General features: G+C 73.4%; 15 protein-coding genes. 7 read left to right on the forward strand and 8 right to left on the reverse strand.

Annotated features, from left to right (window positions below; translation table 11 throughout):
• Positions 1-154 precede the first annotated feature (154 nt).
• Positions 155-1,132: a LysR family transcriptional regulator gene (locus JE024_RS11885; protein WP_205373553.1), complete on the reverse strand. Its 978-nt coding sequence runs from the start codon at positions 1,130-1,132 to the stop codon at positions 155-157.
• 227 nt (positions 1,133-1,359) lie between these two features.
• On the opposite strand from JE024_RS11885, the gene snpA reads away from it, so the two are divergent.
• A complete protein-coding gene (gene snpA / locus JE024_RS11890; protein ID WP_205373554.1) occupies positions 1,360-2,025 on the forward strand; it encodes a snapalysin in 666 nt (221 codons plus the stop codon).
• 176 nt (positions 2,026-2,201) lie between these two features.
• Here the strand turns inward: snpA and JE024_RS11895 are convergent, their stop codons facing one another.
• The 3 genes from JE024_RS11895 to JE024_RS11905 all read right to left on the reverse strand — a co-directional run bounded on the left by JE024_RS11895 (position 2,202) and on the right by JE024_RS11905 (position 4,213).
• Positions 2,202-2,645 carry a DUF6304 family protein gene (locus tag JE024_RS11895; protein WP_205373555.1) on the reverse strand — a complete coding sequence of 148 codons (444 nt, stop codon included), beginning with the start codon at positions 2,643-2,645 and terminating at the stop codon, positions 2,202-2,204.
• Between the two features lie 269 nt (positions 2,646-2,914).
• Positions 2,915-3,106, reverse strand: a complete 192-nt coding sequence (locus tag JE024_RS11900) for a hypothetical protein (RefSeq protein ID WP_205373556.1) — start codon at positions 3,104-3,106, stop codon at positions 2,915-2,917.
• Between the two features lie 63 nt (positions 3,107-3,169).
• Entirely contained in the window at positions 3,170-4,213 is a 1,044-nt protein-coding gene (locus JE024_RS11905; protein ID WP_244882788.1) for a family 2 encapsulin nanocompartment cargo protein polyprenyl transferase, read from the reverse strand.
• A gap of 178 nt (positions 4,214-4,391) precedes the next feature.
• On the opposite strand from JE024_RS11905, the gene JE024_RS11910 reads away from it, so the two are divergent.
• Positions 4,392-5,330: a 1-aminocyclopropane-1-carboxylate deaminase/D-cysteine desulfhydrase gene (locus JE024_RS11910; RefSeq protein WP_205373558.1), complete on the forward strand. Its 939-nt coding sequence runs from the start codon at positions 4,392-4,394 to the stop codon at positions 5,328-5,330.
• 247 nt (positions 5,331-5,577) lie between these two features.
• On the opposite strand, the gene JE024_RS11915 is transcribed toward JE024_RS11910, so the two are convergent.
• Entirely contained in the window at positions 5,578-7,173 is a 1,596-nt protein-coding gene (locus JE024_RS11915) for a Na+/H+ antiporter (RefSeq protein ID WP_205373559.1), read from the reverse strand.
• Positions 7,174-7,217: 44 nt separating this feature from the next.
• Here JE024_RS11915 and JE024_RS11920 point away from each other — a divergent pair, with 44 nt between their 5' ends.
• The 3 genes from JE024_RS11920 (at position 7,218) to JE024_RS11930 (ending at position 9,090) form a co-directional block, all read left to right on the forward strand.
• On the forward strand, positions 7,218-7,478 hold the full coding sequence (locus JE024_RS11920; RefSeq protein WP_205373560.1) for a UBP-type zinc finger domain-containing protein: 261 nt from the start codon (positions 7,218-7,220) through the stop codon (positions 7,476-7,478).
• A 239-nt stretch (positions 7,479-7,717) separates the two neighbouring features.
• Positions 7,718-8,131: an ATP-binding protein gene (locus tag JE024_RS11925; protein WP_018845530.1), complete on the forward strand. Its 414-nt coding sequence runs from the start codon at positions 7,718-7,720 to the stop codon at positions 8,129-8,131.
• Positions 8,020-9,090 (forward strand): RNA polymerase sigma factor SigF, encoded by a 1,071-nt coding sequence (locus tag JE024_RS11930; RefSeq protein WP_372449863.1) that lies wholly within the window; start codon positions 8,020-8,022, stop codon positions 9,088-9,090. The genes JE024_RS11925 and JE024_RS11930 overlap by 112 nt, the downstream gene beginning before the upstream one ends.
• A gap of 252 nt (positions 9,091-9,342) precedes the next feature.
• On the opposite strand, the gene JE024_RS11935 is transcribed toward JE024_RS11930, so the two are convergent.
• Positions 9,343-9,753, reverse strand: coding sequence for a hypothetical protein (locus JE024_RS11935; RefSeq protein WP_205373562.1), 411 nt, complete (start codon positions 9,751-9,753; stop codon positions 9,343-9,345).
• Positions 9,754-9,824: 71 nt separating this feature from the next.
• Here JE024_RS11935 and JE024_RS11940 point away from each other — a divergent pair, with 71 nt between their 5' ends.
• Positions 9,825-10,793: a diacylglycerol/lipid kinase family protein gene (locus JE024_RS11940; RefSeq protein WP_147988078.1), complete on the forward strand. Its 969-nt coding sequence runs from the start codon at positions 9,825-9,827 to the stop codon at positions 10,791-10,793.
• A 319-nt stretch (positions 10,794-11,112) separates the two neighbouring features.
• Positions 11,113-11,370: a WhiB family transcriptional regulator gene (locus tag JE024_RS11945; RefSeq protein ID WP_003953983.1), complete on the forward strand. Its 258-nt coding sequence runs from the start codon at positions 11,113-11,115 to the stop codon at positions 11,368-11,370.
• A 237-nt stretch (positions 11,371-11,607) separates the two neighbouring features.
• Here the strand turns inward: JE024_RS11945 and JE024_RS11950 are convergent, their stop codons facing one another.
• Both JE024_RS11950 and JE024_RS11955 read right to left on the reverse strand, forming a co-directional pair.
• Positions 11,608-13,083, reverse strand: coding sequence for a GAF domain-containing sensor histidine kinase (locus JE024_RS11950; RefSeq protein WP_205376510.1), 1,476 nt, complete (start codon positions 13,081-13,083; stop codon positions 11,608-11,610).
• A 360-nt stretch (positions 13,084-13,443) separates the two neighbouring features.
• On the reverse strand, positions 13,444-14,523 hold the full coding sequence (locus JE024_RS11955; RefSeq protein WP_205373563.1) for an SIS domain-containing protein: 1,080 nt from the start codon (positions 14,521-14,523) through the stop codon (positions 13,444-13,446).
• Between the last annotated feature and the right edge of the window lie 54 nt (positions 14,524-14,577).

The following is a 14,577-nucleotide window of genomic DNA, read 5'->3' on the forward strand; positions in this document are numbered from 1 at the left end:
GCCCTTCTCGGAAGGACCCGGCCGGCACCCCCGGCCGGGTCCTTTCGCGTCCGGGGGCGGTCGCCGGGCCGTGACGGGCCGTCCGGTGCGCGCGCCATGACCGCGCGGGCGGGCGGGCGGGCGGCGCGGGCACGTTCAGGCCGCGCGGGCACGTTCAGGCCGCGGGCACCGGGGTCGGGTCCGCGGGGCTCAGCAGCGGGCTCCCCTGGCGCAGCAGCCACTGGCGGTACGCCCCGGCGCCGAGCGCCGCCTCCCGGTAGGCGGCGGCCAGGTCCGTGTAGGCCGCGTCGAACAGCTCGCGCGCACCGGGGCGTGCGCAGAGCAGCAGCCGCACGGCGAGCGGGTCGCCGCGCAGCGGACGGACCGCCATGTCGTCGCGCGGCACGGAGGTGGGCTGGCAGGGCGCGACCGCCTCGCCGACGGCGATCAGCGAGGCCGCCGTGTGGTAATCCCCGTGCAGCACCGGCGGGTTGATCCCGGCCGCGGCCAGCACCCGGCGCAGCCCGTCCCATTCGCCGTCCACCGTGGGGTCGACCATCCACCGGTCGTGGGCGAGGTCGGCGATGTCCACCTCGGCGGCCCCGGCGGCCGGATGGTCACCCGCCAGGGAGACGAACTGCGGCTCCCGGTCCACCAGAACGCGGACGTCGAGGCCCGCAGGCATCCGCAGCGGGCAGCCCTCCACCTCGTGCACGAAGGCCACGTCGAGCTGTCCCGCGGCGGCCATCGACAGCAGGGCGTTGGCGGAGACGTCCATGTGGAGCGAGAGGTCGGTGCCCGGGAACCGCGCGCGCAGCAGCCGCAGCCAGCCCGCGAGCGCCCGGCTCGCGGTGGATCCGATGCGCAGCACCGGCCCGCCTTCGCGCGCCGCGGCCGCCTGGGCCTCGGCGACGAGTGCCGTCATCTCGCCGACCAGCGGGCGGGCGCGGCTCAGCACGGCACGCCCCAGCGGGGTCGGCCGGCAGCCGGTGCGCTCGCGCGCGAACAGCGGCGCGCCGAGGTAGTTCTCGATCCGGCGCAGCTGGGTGGTCAGGGACGGCTGGCTGACACCGAGCCGACGGGCCGCTTTGTGCAGGCTGCCGGTGTCGGCAATGGCGCACAGCGCACGCAGGTGCCTCACCTCGAGCTCCATGCGGTCGAGCGTAGAGCTGTCCCCAACCGTCCCACCAGACACCCGAGTCGGGACAGGCCGGACGGATCCGGACACGTCCGCCGACCGGTTCGCGCGCCGTCGCCGAAGCGCCCCGCCCGGCGGGTGATGCGCTCGTGCTATCGCCTCCCGGCATCCTCCCGGCCGGTCCTGGGCTCCCCCACACTCGGCTCACCGCACTTCGTCAACCGGACGAGCAGGAGCCCCCCATGCGTCATCCCCGTACGTTACTTTCCGCCGCCCTCGGCATCGGCCTCGCCGCCGCGCTGGGCGCCGTGCCCGCGACCGCCGTCACCACCACCGCCGCCGGCTCCCCCACGGCCACGGCGGCCACGTCCTCCTACGCCGCCTACGAGGGTTCGGCCGAGGACGAGAAGGCGACGCAGGCGTTCTTCGACGCCGTCGTGGCGTCGGTCGCGAAGAAGCGCGCCGCCAACCCCGGTGCCCAGGCCGTGACCGTCGTCTACAGCGCCGCCAACGCCCCGAGCTTCCGATCCCAGATAGCCAGCAGCACCAGGATCTGGAACGGCTCGGTGTCCAACGTCCGGCTGGTCGAGGGCTCCGGCGCGGACTTCACCTACCGCGAGGGCAACGACTCGCGCGGCTCGTACGCCAGCACCGACGGCCACGGGCGCGGCTACATCTTCCTGGACTACCGCCAGAACCAGATCTACAACTCGACCCGGGTCACCGCGCACGAGACCGGCCACGTGCTCGGTCTGCCGGACCACTACTCGGGCCCGTGCAGCGAGCTGATGTCCGGCGGCGGCCCCGGCACCTCGTGCACCAACGCCTACCCGAACTCCGCCGAGCGCTCCCGGGTGAACCAGCTCTGGGCCAACGGCCTCGCGGCGGCGATCGCCCGCGTGTCCTGACCGGCGCCGTCGCGGCGGCCCCCGTGGCCGCCGCGACGGCCCCCGGTGAACGCGCGCGCCCCGCCGGGCAATCCGGCGGGGCGCGCTTCTTCGCACCCGGGGGAAGGGAAGGGAAGCGGACCGCGCCGTGCGCCGGCGCGGTCCGGAGGTGGCGCGGTGGCCCCGCGCGGCAGGGCTCAGGCCTGGGCGGGTTCCCGGCGCACCAGGGCGGCGTCGGGGGGCAGTTGACGGTGGATGCGCCCGAGGGCGTCGTCGAAGTCGCCGTCCGACACGGCCACTTCGTACGCCGCACCGCCGTGGTGCAGGGTGAGGCTCAGATCCGAGCGGTCGAGGCCCGCGCCGCCGCCGTCGGCGGGCTCGCCCAGCGTCAGCAGACAGCCGAGCGTGGCGTGCTGGACGGCTCCGTCCCGCAGGACCGGCAGCGGCATGTCCCATTCCAGGACGCAGGACGAGAGCAGGGCCCCGCTCTCGGACCGCAGCGCGGCGAAGGTCGTGCCGGTGTATTCAACGCCCCTGATACAGGTGCTCACTTGGCCGCCGGTCGCGGTTATCGCGACGGCTTCCGCGCTGGCCCGGTCGCGGTACCAGCCCGCCCAGGCTTCAGTCGACTCCGATGACATGCGCGGACTGTAGCGGTACCCGGGCTTCCGGCGCGGAGCAGGTGCCCTTTCGGGCACCCGGGACCCGCCGGAGCGGCCGGGCGACGGCCCTCCGCCGGAGTCACCCGCGGCACCCACGCCCGGAAGCGGCCCGCCGGAGCGGCCGGACCGCGGCCTCCCGCCGGTGTCCCCCGCGGCGCCTACCCCCGGCAGGAACCCGCCGGAGCGGCCGGAGGGTGCCTCCTGCGCCGGAACCCGGCCGGACGGCCTCGGCGGGCTCCCGGCGGGCGCTAGCCGGTCCTCTTCGCCTCCCGGGCGGCGGAGCGGGAGCAGTCGGGGTTGTCGCAGGGGCCCGGCCCCCAGTGGGGGACGAACGTGCCGAGTGTCTTGTGCCGGGTGACCACGGTCGGTACGGGGCGGCCGCAGCCGGGGCAGACCGAGCCGGCCTGCGCGTCCCGGGCTTTCTGACTCCTGGTGCCCATATGACCAGAATAGGCCGGTCGTTCCGGGCCGGACAGCGGGCGGCCCGGCGCCGGCCGCCCCGCTCAGCGGTTCCGCCGGGTGACGAACTCGGCCAGCGACAGCAGGTCACCGGCCGCCCCCAGGTCCGGCACCGCGCGGGCGAGCTCCCCGACGGCCCGGGACATCCGCTCGCCGGCCTGCGACTGCGCCCAGTCCCGGCCGCCGGCCCGCTCCACCGCGTCCGCCGCCCGCGCCACCGCCGCCGCGCCCATCGGGCCCCGGTACAGCTCGGCCAGCTCGGCACCCGCCCGGGTGCCCGAGGCGAGCGCCGCGACCACCGGCAGGGACTTCTTGCGGGCCGCGAGGTCGGCCCCGGCGGGCTTCCCCGTCCGCTCCGGGTCTCCCCAGATGCCGATCAGGTCGTCGATGAACTGGAAGGCCAGGCCCGCCTCCCTGCCGAAGGCGTCCATCGCGCGCACCTTCTCCTCGCCCGCCCCGGCGTACAGGGCGCCGATGGCGCAGGAGGCGCCCAGCAGCGCCCCGGTCTTGGCGGTCGCCATGCCCATGCACTCCTGCGGGGTGACCTCCTCCGGCAGGCGCTCCTCGAAGGCGCAGTCGATCTGCTGGCCGGCGCAGAGCTCGATCACGCATTCGGCCAGCCGGGCGGACGCCCGCGCCGAGCACGGCAGCGGGTCCTCGGCGAGCAGCCGCAGGGCGAGGGCCAGCATCGCGTCGCCCGCCAGCACGGCGTCGGCGGTGCCGAACACCGTCCAGGCCGTGGGGCGGTGCCGGCGGGTGGCGTCCTCGTCGATGACGTCGTCGTGCAGCAGGGTGAAGTTGTGCGCCAGCTCCACGGCGGCCGCGGCCCGCACCGCGCGGTCCGGGTCACCGCCCAGCGCGCGGCAGGAGGCCAGCACCAGCGCGGGCCGGATGGCCTTGCCGCCGGCGCCGGCGCCGGGGCCGGGGCTGCCGTCCGCCTGCTCCCAGCCGAAGTGGTACATCGCCACCCGGCGCATCGGCCCGGGCAGCGTCTCGCACGCGCCGCGGATCTCGGGCTGGACCGCGGCGCGGGTGCGGTCCAGCAGATCGACGGCCTCACGGGCCTCGACGGTGTCCGGGATGGTCAACGGGCGGTCCTTTCCGGGGCGGGAGCGGTCACGGGCCGGGGTCAGCGGGCACATGAGGCGTGGGGGAAAAGCCTTTCAGCACGGAGTGTCGTCGCACCATTACACAAATGAGTGGGAATCGAATCGCCGGGAAGCGGGCAGGGGACGGCCGCTTCGCGCCCCTGGCGACAATGGGGGGATGAACAGCCCGACGCCCGATCCCGCCGACGCGCTGCGTCCCCGGCTGCCGTCGCCGCTGCGGCCCGTCGCGGACGAGCGGTTCGAGCGCCACGGCGTCCGCCTGCTGCTCAAGCGGGACGACCTGATCCACCCCGACCTGCCCGGCAACAAGTGGCGCAAGCTCGCGCCGAACCTGCGCGCCGCCCGGGGGCGGACGGTGCTCACCTTCGGCGGCGCGTACTCCAACCATCTGCGGGCCACCGCCGCCGCCGGCCGGCTGCTCGGCTTCCCGACCGTCGGCGTCGTCCGGGGCGACGAACTGGCGGACCGCCCCCTTAACCCCTCGCTGAGCCGCTGCGCCGCCGACGGCATGCGGCTGCTCTTCGCCGACCGGACGTCCTACCGCGCCAAGCACGAGCCCGCCGTGCTGGCCCGCTTCACCGCCGACGCGGGCGCCGCCGCCGGGACGGATCCGCAGGACGTGTACGTGGTGCCCGAGGGCGGCTCCAACGCCCTGGCTGCCCGCGGCTGCGCGGAGCTCGGCGCCGAGCTGCGCGACGACCCGGAGGGCGTCTCCGTGGCCGCCGTGGCCTGCGGCACCGGCGGCACCCTCGCCGGGCTGGCCGCCGGTCTCGGGCCCGGGCGGCGGGCCCTCGGCGTCGCCGTGCTGCGGGGCGGTTTCCTCGGCGGCGAGGTCCGGGGTCTCCAGCGCGCGGCGTTCGGCGGACCGGCGGGCGACTGGTCGCTGGAGGAACGTTTCCACTTCGGCGGCTACGCGCGCGCCACCCCGGCGCTCGACGCCTTCGCCGCCGATTTCGAGGACCGCCACGGCCTGCCCGTCGAGCGCCTCTACGTGGCCAAGCTGCTGTACGCCCTGAGCACGCTGGCGGCCGAGGGCGCCTTCCCCCGCGGCACCGCCCTGGCCGCCGTGATCACGGGCCGCCCCGACGCGCCCTGACCCCTGCCCCGGCCCGTCGGCGGCCCACCCCGCGGAACGCGGCGCCGGCGGCAGGGCCCGGCAGGGCGGAAGGCGCCCGGGCCCGCGGGGCGGGACCAGCCCGGCAGAACGGAGGGCCCGGCGACCCGGCGGCCGAGGCGGCCCCCAGAGCGAGACCCGGCCCGGCGGCGCGACGCGCCCCCCAGAGCGAGACCCGGCCCGGCGGCGCGGCGCGCCCCGCAGGGCCAGACCCGGCCCCGCAGGGCGGTCACCCGTCCTCGCGGTAGGCGGCCGCCTCCTCCAGGTCCAGCCGGCGCAGCAGCGTGCGCATCATCTCGTCGTCGATCCGCCGCTGGTCGCGCAGGGAGACGAAGACGTCCCGTTCCGCGGCGATCATCTCGCGCGCGAGCCTGCGGTAGATGTCGTCCGCGGACTCCCCGGTGATCTCGTTGACCGCGCCCAGCCGCTCCCACACCGCGTTGCGCCGCCGCTCCAGCACCGTGCGGAGCCGGTCCGCCAGCGGCTGGGGCAGCGTGTTGCGCTCGTCGGCGAGGAGTTCGTCGAGCCGCCGCTCGGCCGCCGCCGACGCCTCGCTCTGGGCCTGCGCCTCGGCCAGCGTCTCGGCGTACACGTCCCGCCCCGGCAGCTTCAGCAGGCGGATCAGCGGGGGCAGCGTCAGCCCTTGCACGACGAGGGTGCCGATCACCGTGGTGAAGGTCAGGAAGAGGACCAGGCTGCGGGCCGGGAACGGTTCGCCGTCCTCCATGACCAGCGGGATCGAGAACGCGATGGCGAGCGAGACCACCCCGCGCATCCCGGCCCAGCCGACGATCACCGGCGCGGTCCAGTTGGTGTCCGGCTCGCGTTCCCTGACCCGCCGGGAGAGCCTGCGCGGCAGGAAGGTGGCCGGGTAGACCCACACGAAGCGCACCACGACGACGGTGACGAACACCGCCACCGCGTACCAGAGCGCCTCGCCCACCCCGTACGGCCCGAGGTCCTCCACCACGATGGCGAGCTGGAGTCCGATCAGCGCGAAGACCGCCGACTCCAGGACGAAGGAGACCATCTTCCAGACCGCCTCCTCCTGGAGCCGGGTCGCGAAGTCGACCTGCGAGGAGTGGTGCCCGAGCCAGAGCGCGACGACGACGACCGCGAGCACACCGGAGGCGTGCACCTCCTCGGCCGCCGCGTACGCGATGAACGGGATGAGCAGCGACAGGGTGTTCTGGAGCAGCGGCTCCTTCAGCCGGGTGCGCAGCCAGTGGATCGGCAGCATCAGCACCAGTCCGACGACGATGCCGCCGACCGAGGCGAGCAGGAACTCGCCGAATCCGGCGGCCCAGCTCGCGCCCGCGCCGATCGCGGCGGCCAGCGCGACCTTGTAGGCGGTGATCGCCGTGGCGTCGTTCACCAGGGACTCGCCCTGGAGGATCGTGGTGATGCGGTGCGGCAGCCCCAGCTTGCGCGCGATGGCCGTGGCGGCGACCGCGTCCGGCGGCGCGACCACCGCGCCGAGGACCAGGGCCGCGGTCAGCGGCAGATCCGGGACGAAGACGTACGCGAGGTAGCCGACCACGACCGTCGCGAACAGGACGTACCCCACGGACAGCAGGGCGACCGGCCGGATGTTGGCCCGCAGGTCGAGGTAGGAGCTGTCCAGGGCGGCCGTGTGCAGCAGCGGGGGCAGGATCAGCGGCAGCACGATGTGCGGGTCGAGGTGGTACTCGGGCACCCCCGGCACGTACGAGGCGATCAGGCCGACGGTCACCAGCAGCAGGGGGGCCGGCACGGGTGTGCGGCGGGCGGCCCCCGCTACCGCGGCGCTCACGGCGATCAGCCCCACCAGGGGCAATGCTTCCATCACTGGGACCTCACGTCAGTCTGCTGCGTCGTAATCTGGCAATCATGAGCGAGTGTCCGCATGTAACAGAGCTTCCGCGCCCGGAACCGGTACCGCTGAGCATGACGTGCACCGAGTGCGAGGCGGCCGGGACCCATCCCGTACAGCTCCGGCTCTGCCTGGAATGCGGTCATGTGGGCTGCTGCGACTCCTCGCCGCTCCGGCACGCCCGGGCGCACTACGGGGACACGGCACACGCCGTGATGCGCAGTTTCGAGCCAGGTCAGGTGTGGCGCTGGTGCTTCGTCGACGATTCGATCGTCTGACGTCTGGGTACGTCAACCATCCGCCGGATCCGCGCAATTGGGCGGCATCGACCTCTAGCCACTGTGCGTGACATACGCTTACCATGAGTGACAGACACCGGCTCAGGGGTCCCCGGCGACAGAGAACCACGGATCGCGATAGCGTCGCCAGGCCAATACCGGCTACGTAACCACGTGCCGCACACCCGCGGGAGATTTCCCGCGGCCCAGAAAGAGCTTGTGCCACCTTGGAGGTGAGGGTGTCCCAGATCGCAGGCGAGCCCGGGACCCAGGACTTCGTGGAAGTCCGGCTGCCGGCTGCGGGTGCCTACCTGTCCGTGTTGCGTACGGCCACCGCCGGACTCGCAGCACGCTTGGACTTCACCCTCGACGAGATCGAGGATCTGCGGATCGCGGTCGACGAGGCGTGCGCGATCCTGCTCCAGCAGGCCGTACCCGGCTCCGTCCTGAGCTGTGTGTTCCGGCTCGTCGACGACTCGCTGGAGGTGACGGTCTCGGCGCCCACGACCGACGGCCGCGCGCCGGAGCGCGACACCTTCGCCTGGACGGTGCTCTCGGCACTGGCCGGAAAGGTGGACTCCTCGGTCGCCGACGACCGTACGGTCTCCATCAGCCTGTACAAACAGCGCGGCGCGGGACCCGGGCCGGCGTGAGCGACGGAAACGGGGATGGTCCGATGCGGGAGGACGAGGAGCGTAGCCCCCGGGTGCTGAACGCGTCGGCCGGCATCCCGGAGCAGCAGGCGCGCCCGCACCCGGTGGTGGACGAACCCGAGGGCCTCGCGGCCCCGGTGAAGCAGGCGCAGGCGCGGGCAGAGCGGGCGGACCGTATGAACGAGCACGGGCAGAGGCAGGATCCGCACGACCGCAGCGGGGCGCGTGCCCTGTTCATAGAGCTCCGCGCACTGCCCGAGCAGTCGCCCCAGCGGGCCGAACTGCGCAACCGGCTCGTCCGGATGCACCTGCCGCTCGTCGAGCACCTGGCGCGCCGCTTCCGCAACCGCGGGGAGCCGCTGGACGACCTGACCCAGGTCGCGACGATCGGTCTGATCAAGTCGGTGGACCGCTTCGACCCGGAGCGCGGTGTCGAGTTCTCGACGTACGCGACGCCGACCGTGGTCGGCGAGATCAAGCGGCACTTCCGCGACAAGGGCTGGGCGGTACGGGTGCCGCGCCGGCTGCAGGAGCTGCGGCTCGCCCTGACCACGGCGACCGCGGAGCTCTCGCAGCAGCACGGCCGCTCCCCGACCGTCCACGAGCTCGCCGAGCGCCTCGGCATCTCGGAGGAGGAGGTCCTGGAGGGCCTGGAGTCGGCGAACGCCTACTCCACGCTGTCCTTGGACGTCCCCGACACGGACGACGAGTCACCGGCGGTGGCGGACACGCTGGGCGCGGAGGACGAGGCGCTGGAGGGCGTCGAGTACCGCGAGTCCCTCAAGCCGCTGCTGGAGGGGCTGCCGCCGCGGGAGAAGCGCATCCTGCTGCTGCGGTTCTTCGGGAACATGACGCAGTCGCAGATCGCGCAGGAGGTGGGCATCTCGCAGATGCACGTCTCGCGCCTGCTGGCGCGGACCCTGGCGCAACTCCGCGAGAAGCTCCTCGTCGAGGAGTAGCCCTCGGGCGGGCGGCGCTTCCGGGGTCCGCTCCCCGGGGGCGCCGCTTTCCGCTGCGCGGGGACTTGCTGCGCAGCCGGGCGGTTCGCGGGTGCGGGCCGGTGGTCGTCGCACCCCGCTGCGCGCGGTGTCCTCGATCGCCGGACGGGCTGGATTCTCCAGCCCGTCCAGGGGGCACCTCCCACGGCCGCCAGGCCGTGGGGGGAGATGGAGGACACCGGCCCCGGCGCGACGCCTCCGCCCCCGCGAGCGTCAGCGAGCCTGCGCTCCGATGCCCAGCGCCTTCGCCGTGGTCGGGTTCACCAGCAGCACCAGCCCCGTCACCGCGACCGCCGCCAGCACGATGCCGAGGGGGATCAGCGGCCCGGAGGCGCGCAGCAGCGTCCAGGCCGGGATCAGGGCGATGAGCTGGGTGATGATCGCGGGCCCCCGGCTCCAGCTCCGCCGGAACCACAGCCCGCGGGCCGCGGCGAGCGGGATCACGCCGAGGACGAGCAGGGTCACCCCGCCCGTCTCCGCCGAGACCGAGTCTCCGGGGTCTCCGAAGAGGCCCATCACCAGCATGTACAGCCCGCCCGCGACCAGCGCCAGCCCCTCGGCGGCGCAGACCGCGGCCGCGGCGGTGAGGCGGGTGGGGCGGGGGGTGGGGTCGTCACTGCTCACCCCAGCAGGGTAGCCCCCGCCCCGGAACCCCGGACTGGGCCAGGTACCCCTCAGTAGGTACCCTTCGTCGCATGCGCGCACTTCTCGTGGTCAATCCGGCAGCAACCACCACCAGTGCCCGCACCCGCGACGTGCTGATCCACGCGCTCGCGAGCGAGATGAAGCTGGAGGCCGTCTCCACCGAGTACCGCGGCCACGCCCGCGACCTCGGGCGGCGGGCCGCCGAGGCGGACGACATCGACCTGGTGGTCGCCCTCGGCGGCGACGGCACGGTCAACGAGGTCGTCAACGGACTGCTGCACAACGGCCCCGACCCGGAGGGCCTGCCGCGTCTCGCGGTGGTCCCCGGCGGCTCGACCAATGTGTTCGCCCGCGCGCTGGGACTGCCGAACGACGCCGTGGAGGCGACGGGCGCCATCCTGGACGCGCTGCGTGAGCGGACGGAGCGCACGGTCGGCCTCGGACTGGCGGCCGGCACACCGGGGACGGACGACGAGGGCGTGCCGCAGCGCTGGTTCACGTTCTGCGCGGGGCTGGGCTTCGACGCCGGCGTCGTCGGCAGGGTGGAGCAGCACCGGGAGCGCGGACGGCGGTCGACGCACGCGCTGTACGTCCGCCAGGTCATGCGCCAGTTCCTCGACGATCCGCACCGCAGACGCGGCACGATCACCCTGGAGCGGCCGGGCGCCGACCCGGTGCAGGACCTGGTGCTGTCCATAGTCTGCAACACCTCCCCCTGGACCTACCTGGGCAATCGCCCTGTATACGCGTCCCCGAAGGCGTCCTTCGACACCGCTCTGGACGTGCTCGGTCTGAAGAAGCTCTCGACGCCGGCGGTCGCCCGCTACGGCACCCAGCTCCTCACGTCGAGCCCCGAACGGGGGCCGCACGGCAAGCACGCGGTCACGCTGCACGACGAGACGGACTTCACCTTGCATTCCAAGGTGCCGCTGCCGTTCCAGATGGACGGTGACCACCTCGGTCTGCGTACGAGCGTGACGTTCACAGGCGTTCGCCGTGCACTGCGTGTGATTGTGTGAGTGGAAGGACCGAAAGTCCTTTATCTCGAACGTATGGGCGCGGCTCCACCCCATAGAAGTACGGCTGTGACCTAGTCGACACCGAGGAATCAAAAAAAACTTTCCGGAAGGGGTTGTATCCGCCGCCGAGGTTTGCGAATCTCTACATGGCGATCGGGACGGCCCGCAACATCGGCCCCAACAGACCGCCGGAACCCCTCAACGAATCCAGGACCCAACGCCGGGCAACTGGCGATCGGCCCTTCCCTCGCGGAGGGATTCGTGAAAGCGTTCACATTCACAAGCAACGTGCATGAAATACCAAGGAGAGGTAGCAGCCATGGACTGGCGTCACAACGCCGTTTGCCGCGAGGAAGACCCCGAGCTCTTCTTCCCCATCGGCAACACCGGTCCTGCGCTGCTGCAGATCGAGGAAGCCAAGGCCGTCTGCCGTCGCTGCCCCGTCATGGAGCAGTGCCTGCAGTGGGCGCTCGAGTCCGGCCAGGACTCCGGCGTCTGGGGTGGCCTCAGCGAGGACGAGCGCCGCGCGATGAAGCGCCGTGCCGCTCGCAACCGGGCGCGTAACGCCAGCGCCTGACGCCCCCAGCTACCGGCATCCCCGGCGGCGCGTGCAGCGAGCACGCACTCACCGCCTTCGAGCCGCAGCGCGCAGTACCCCCGATGCGCATCGCACACGCGAGCAACGAGCTTCGAGCCCCGGACGGCCGACACGGTCCGGGGCTCTTCGCTGTCCGCGACGCACTCCGGCCCCGCCCGGTCCGGTCCTGCCCCGCCGCCGCCCGGTCCGGTTCCGCCCCTGACCGGGCCGGCGGCGTCAGCGCTTCTCGGTCACCGGGATGTCGAGCACCACACGGGTGCCGCGGCCGGGTGCGGGCACCGGCACCATGTCGAAGGTGCCGCCCAACTCCCCCTCCACCAGGGTCCGCACGATCTGCAGCCCCAGGTTCCCCGCCTGCTGGGCGTCGAAGCCCTCGGGCAGTCCGCGGCCGTCGTCCTGGACGGTGATCAGCAGCCTGGCGTTCTCCACCCGGGAGTCGCCGCGCACCGCCGACACCTCGACCGAGCCGTGCTCGGCCGGCGCGAAGGCGTGCTCCAGGGCGTTCTGGAGCACCTCCGTGAGCACCATGGAGAGCGGGGTGGCGATCTCCGCGTCGAGGATGCCGAAGCGCCCGGTCCGCCGGCAGTCGACCTTGCCCGGCGAGATCTCCGCCACCATGGCGATGACCCGGTCGGCGATCTCGTCGAACTCGACCCGCTCGTCCAGGTTCTGGGACAGCGTCTCATGCACGATGGCGATGGAACCGACCCGGCGGACGGCCTCGTTGAGCGCCTCCCGGCCGCGCACCGAGTCCATCCGGCGGGCCTGGAGCCGCAACAGGGCAGCCACCGTCTGGAGGTTGTTCTTCACCCGGTGGTGGATCTCCCGGATGGTCGCGTCCTTGGTGATCAACTCCCGCTCCCGGCGGCGGAGTTCGGTCACGTCCCGGAGCAGGACCAGGGAGCCGATGCGGACCCCCTTGGGCTTGAGCGGGATGGCGCGGAGCTGGATGACACCGCCGTTGCCCTCGACCTCGAACTCGCGCGGCGCGTAGCCGCTGGCGAGCTTGACCAGGGCCTCGTCGACCGGGCCGCGGGAGGGGGCGAGTTCGGCGGTGATCTGGCCGAGGTGGTGGCCGACGAGGTCGGAGGCGAGGCCGAGCCGGTGGTAGGCGGAGAGGCCGTTGGGGCTGGCGTACTGGACGACCCCGTCGGCGTCGAGGCGGATCAGCCCGTCGCCCGCCCGGGGCGAGGAGTCCATCTCGGTCTGCTCGTCGGGGTACGGGAAGGAGCCCGCGGCGATCATCTGCGCGAGGTCGGACGCGGACTGGAGGTAGGTGAGCTCCAGCCGCGAAGGGGTCCGCACGGTCAGCAGGTTGGTGTTGCGGGCGATGACGCCGAGGACCCGGCCCTCCCGGCGCACCGGGATGGACTCGACCCGCACGGGCACCTCCTCGCGCCACTCGGGGTCGCCCTCGCGCACGATCCGCCCCTCGTCCAGGGCGGCGTCCAGCAGGGGCCGCCGGCCGCGCGGGACGAGATGGCCGACCATGTCGTCCTGGTACGAGGTGGGGCCGGTGTTGGGGCGCATCTGGGCGACCGACACATAGCGCGTGCCGTCCCGGGTGGGGACCCACAGCACCAGGTCGGCGAAGGAGAGGTCGGAGAGCAGCTGCCACTCCGAGACCAGCAGATGGAGCCACTCGAGGTCGGAGTCGCTCAGAGCGGTGTGCTGGTGGACGAGGTCGTTCATGGAGGGCACAGATGCGAGGGTACCCGCGGGCCGCGGCGCCGCGACGGGACCCTCAACCCGTACGGCACCGCAGCCCGGAGTTGCCCGGCCGACGGGTGTGCGGTCCCGCTCGGCCGTTTCAGAGGTCTCGGCGCAGTCAGGGCAGAGAGCGCCGCGGACCTCGTTCCACCCTCCTGTGCGGTGGAGGGCGGAGGCTCTTCACGAAGGTGTCCGGAACACAGCCATTGTGGACTAGACCATTTGGCACTGTCCACGTCCGGGACGAGTTTAGTTCCCGCGCCATACTTATGCACGAGACAAAAGGGACGTCCGTGATGGGTGCGCCTTCCCGCCGCTCCCCCGCCGCCGCCCGGCCGGCCCTCAGCGGGTCTCGGTGACCTTCGCCAGCGCCCGCGGCGCGTCCGGGTCCTGGCCCCGCGCGATCGTCACCTCGTACGCCATGAGCTGGAGCGGAAGGATCTCCAGGATGGGCTGGAGCTCCTCCGCGACCCCCTCCACCGGCAGCACGAAGCCCGCGGAGGCGGCCGCGACCTGGGCGGCCGGGCCGACCACGAAGAGATCCGCGCCACGGCCCCGCAGCCGGTCCAGGACGGGCTGGAGCGCCTCGCCGCCGCGCCCCTGGGTGACGACCGCGATCACCGGCGAGATGTTGTCCACCATGGCGAGCGGGCCGTGCAGCAGGTCGGCGCCGGAGTAGGCGAGCGCGGGGATGTAGCTCGTCTCCATCAGCTTGAGCGCCGCCTCCTTCGCCGTCGGGTAGCCGTAGCCGCGCGAGGTGATGACCATCCGCTCGGCGAAGCGGTAGCGGGCGGCCAGAGCCCGGATCTCGTCCTGGCGCCCGAGGATGTCCGCGGCCAGGCCCGGCAGCGCCGCGGCGGCGGCCGTGTCGCCGTCGCGCAGCCCCTCCGTGAAGAGGTACAGCGCCAGCAGGGAGGCGGTGTACGTCTTGGTGGCCGGCAGCGCCTTCTCGGGCCCGGCCATGATGTCGACGTGGAACTCGGAGACCGCGGCCAGCGGCGAGTCCGGGTTGTTGGTCACCGCGAGGGTGATCGCGCCCGCCTCGCGGGCGGCCTTGGTCGAGGCGACGAGGTCGGGGGACCCGCCGGACTGGCTGACGGTGATCACCAGCACGTCGGTCAGGTCGGGCCGGGCGCCGTACGCGGTGGTGGTGGACATCGAGGTGAGCCCGCAGGGCAGGCCGAGTCGGATCTCCAGCAGGTACTTGGCGTACAGCGCGGCGTTGTCGGAGGTGCCGCGGGCGGTCAGCAGCACGAAGCGCGGCCGGCGGGCGGCGACGGCGGCCGCCGTCTCACGGATGCGCGGCGCACCCTCGTCGAGGATGCGCCGCAGGACCGCGGGCTGCTGGGCCATCTCCCCGGCCATGATCCGGCCGGGGGGCTCGTCGTGCTCGGTGTGCTCGGCCGGGTTCGGGGCGGACATGCCGGGTGCCTCCAGGACGGTCCAGGTGCCGGGTGGCCGGCACGATCCCGGCTC

The organism is Streptomyces zhihengii (assembly GCF_016919245.1).
Lineage (GTDB): Bacteria > Actinomycetota > Actinomycetes > Streptomycetales > Streptomycetaceae > Streptomyces > Streptomyces zhihengii.

Bases quoted from the DNA above. Each gene is read 5' to 3' on its own strand.
- JE024_RS11885 (WP_205373553.1), bottom strand. From the start codon at position 1,132: ATGGAGCTCGAGGTGAGGCACCTGCGTGCGCTGTGCGCCATTGCCGAC.
- snpA (WP_205373554.1), top strand. From the start codon at position 1,360: ATGCGTCATCCCCGTACGTTACTTTCCGCCGCCCTCGGCATCGGCCTC.
- JE024_RS11895 (WP_205373555.1), bottom strand. From the start codon at position 2,645: ATGTCATCGGAGTCGACTGAAGCCTGGGCGGGCTGGTACCGCGACCGG.
- JE024_RS11900 (WP_205373556.1), bottom strand. From the start codon at position 3,106: ATGGGCACCAGGAGTCAGAAAGCCCGGGACGCGCAGGCCGGCTCGGTC.
- JE024_RS11910 (WP_205373558.1), top strand. From the start codon at position 4,392: ATGAACAGCCCGACGCCCGATCCCGCCGACGCGCTGCGTCCCCGGCTG.
- JE024_RS11915 (WP_205373559.1), bottom strand. From the start codon at position 7,173: ATGGAAGCATTGCCCCTGGTGGGGCTGATCGCCGTGAGCGCCGCGGTA.
- JE024_RS11920 (WP_205373560.1), top strand. From the start codon at position 7,218: ATGAGCGAGTGTCCGCATGTAACAGAGCTTCCGCGCCCGGAACCGGTA.
- JE024_RS11940 (WP_147988078.1), top strand. From the start codon at position 9,825: ATGCGCGCACTTCTCGTGGTCAATCCGGCAGCAACCACCACCAGTGCC.
- JE024_RS11945 (WP_003953983.1), top strand. From the start codon at position 11,113: ATGGACTGGCGTCACAACGCCGTTTGCCGCGAGGAAGACCCCGAGCTC.
- JE024_RS11950 (WP_205376510.1), bottom strand. From the start codon at position 13,083: ATGAACGACCTCGTCCACCAGCACACCGCTCTGAGCGACTCCGACCTC.
- JE024_RS11955 (WP_205373563.1), bottom strand. From the start codon at position 14,523: ATGTCCGCCCCGAACCCGGCCGAGCACACCGAGCACGACGAGCCCCCC.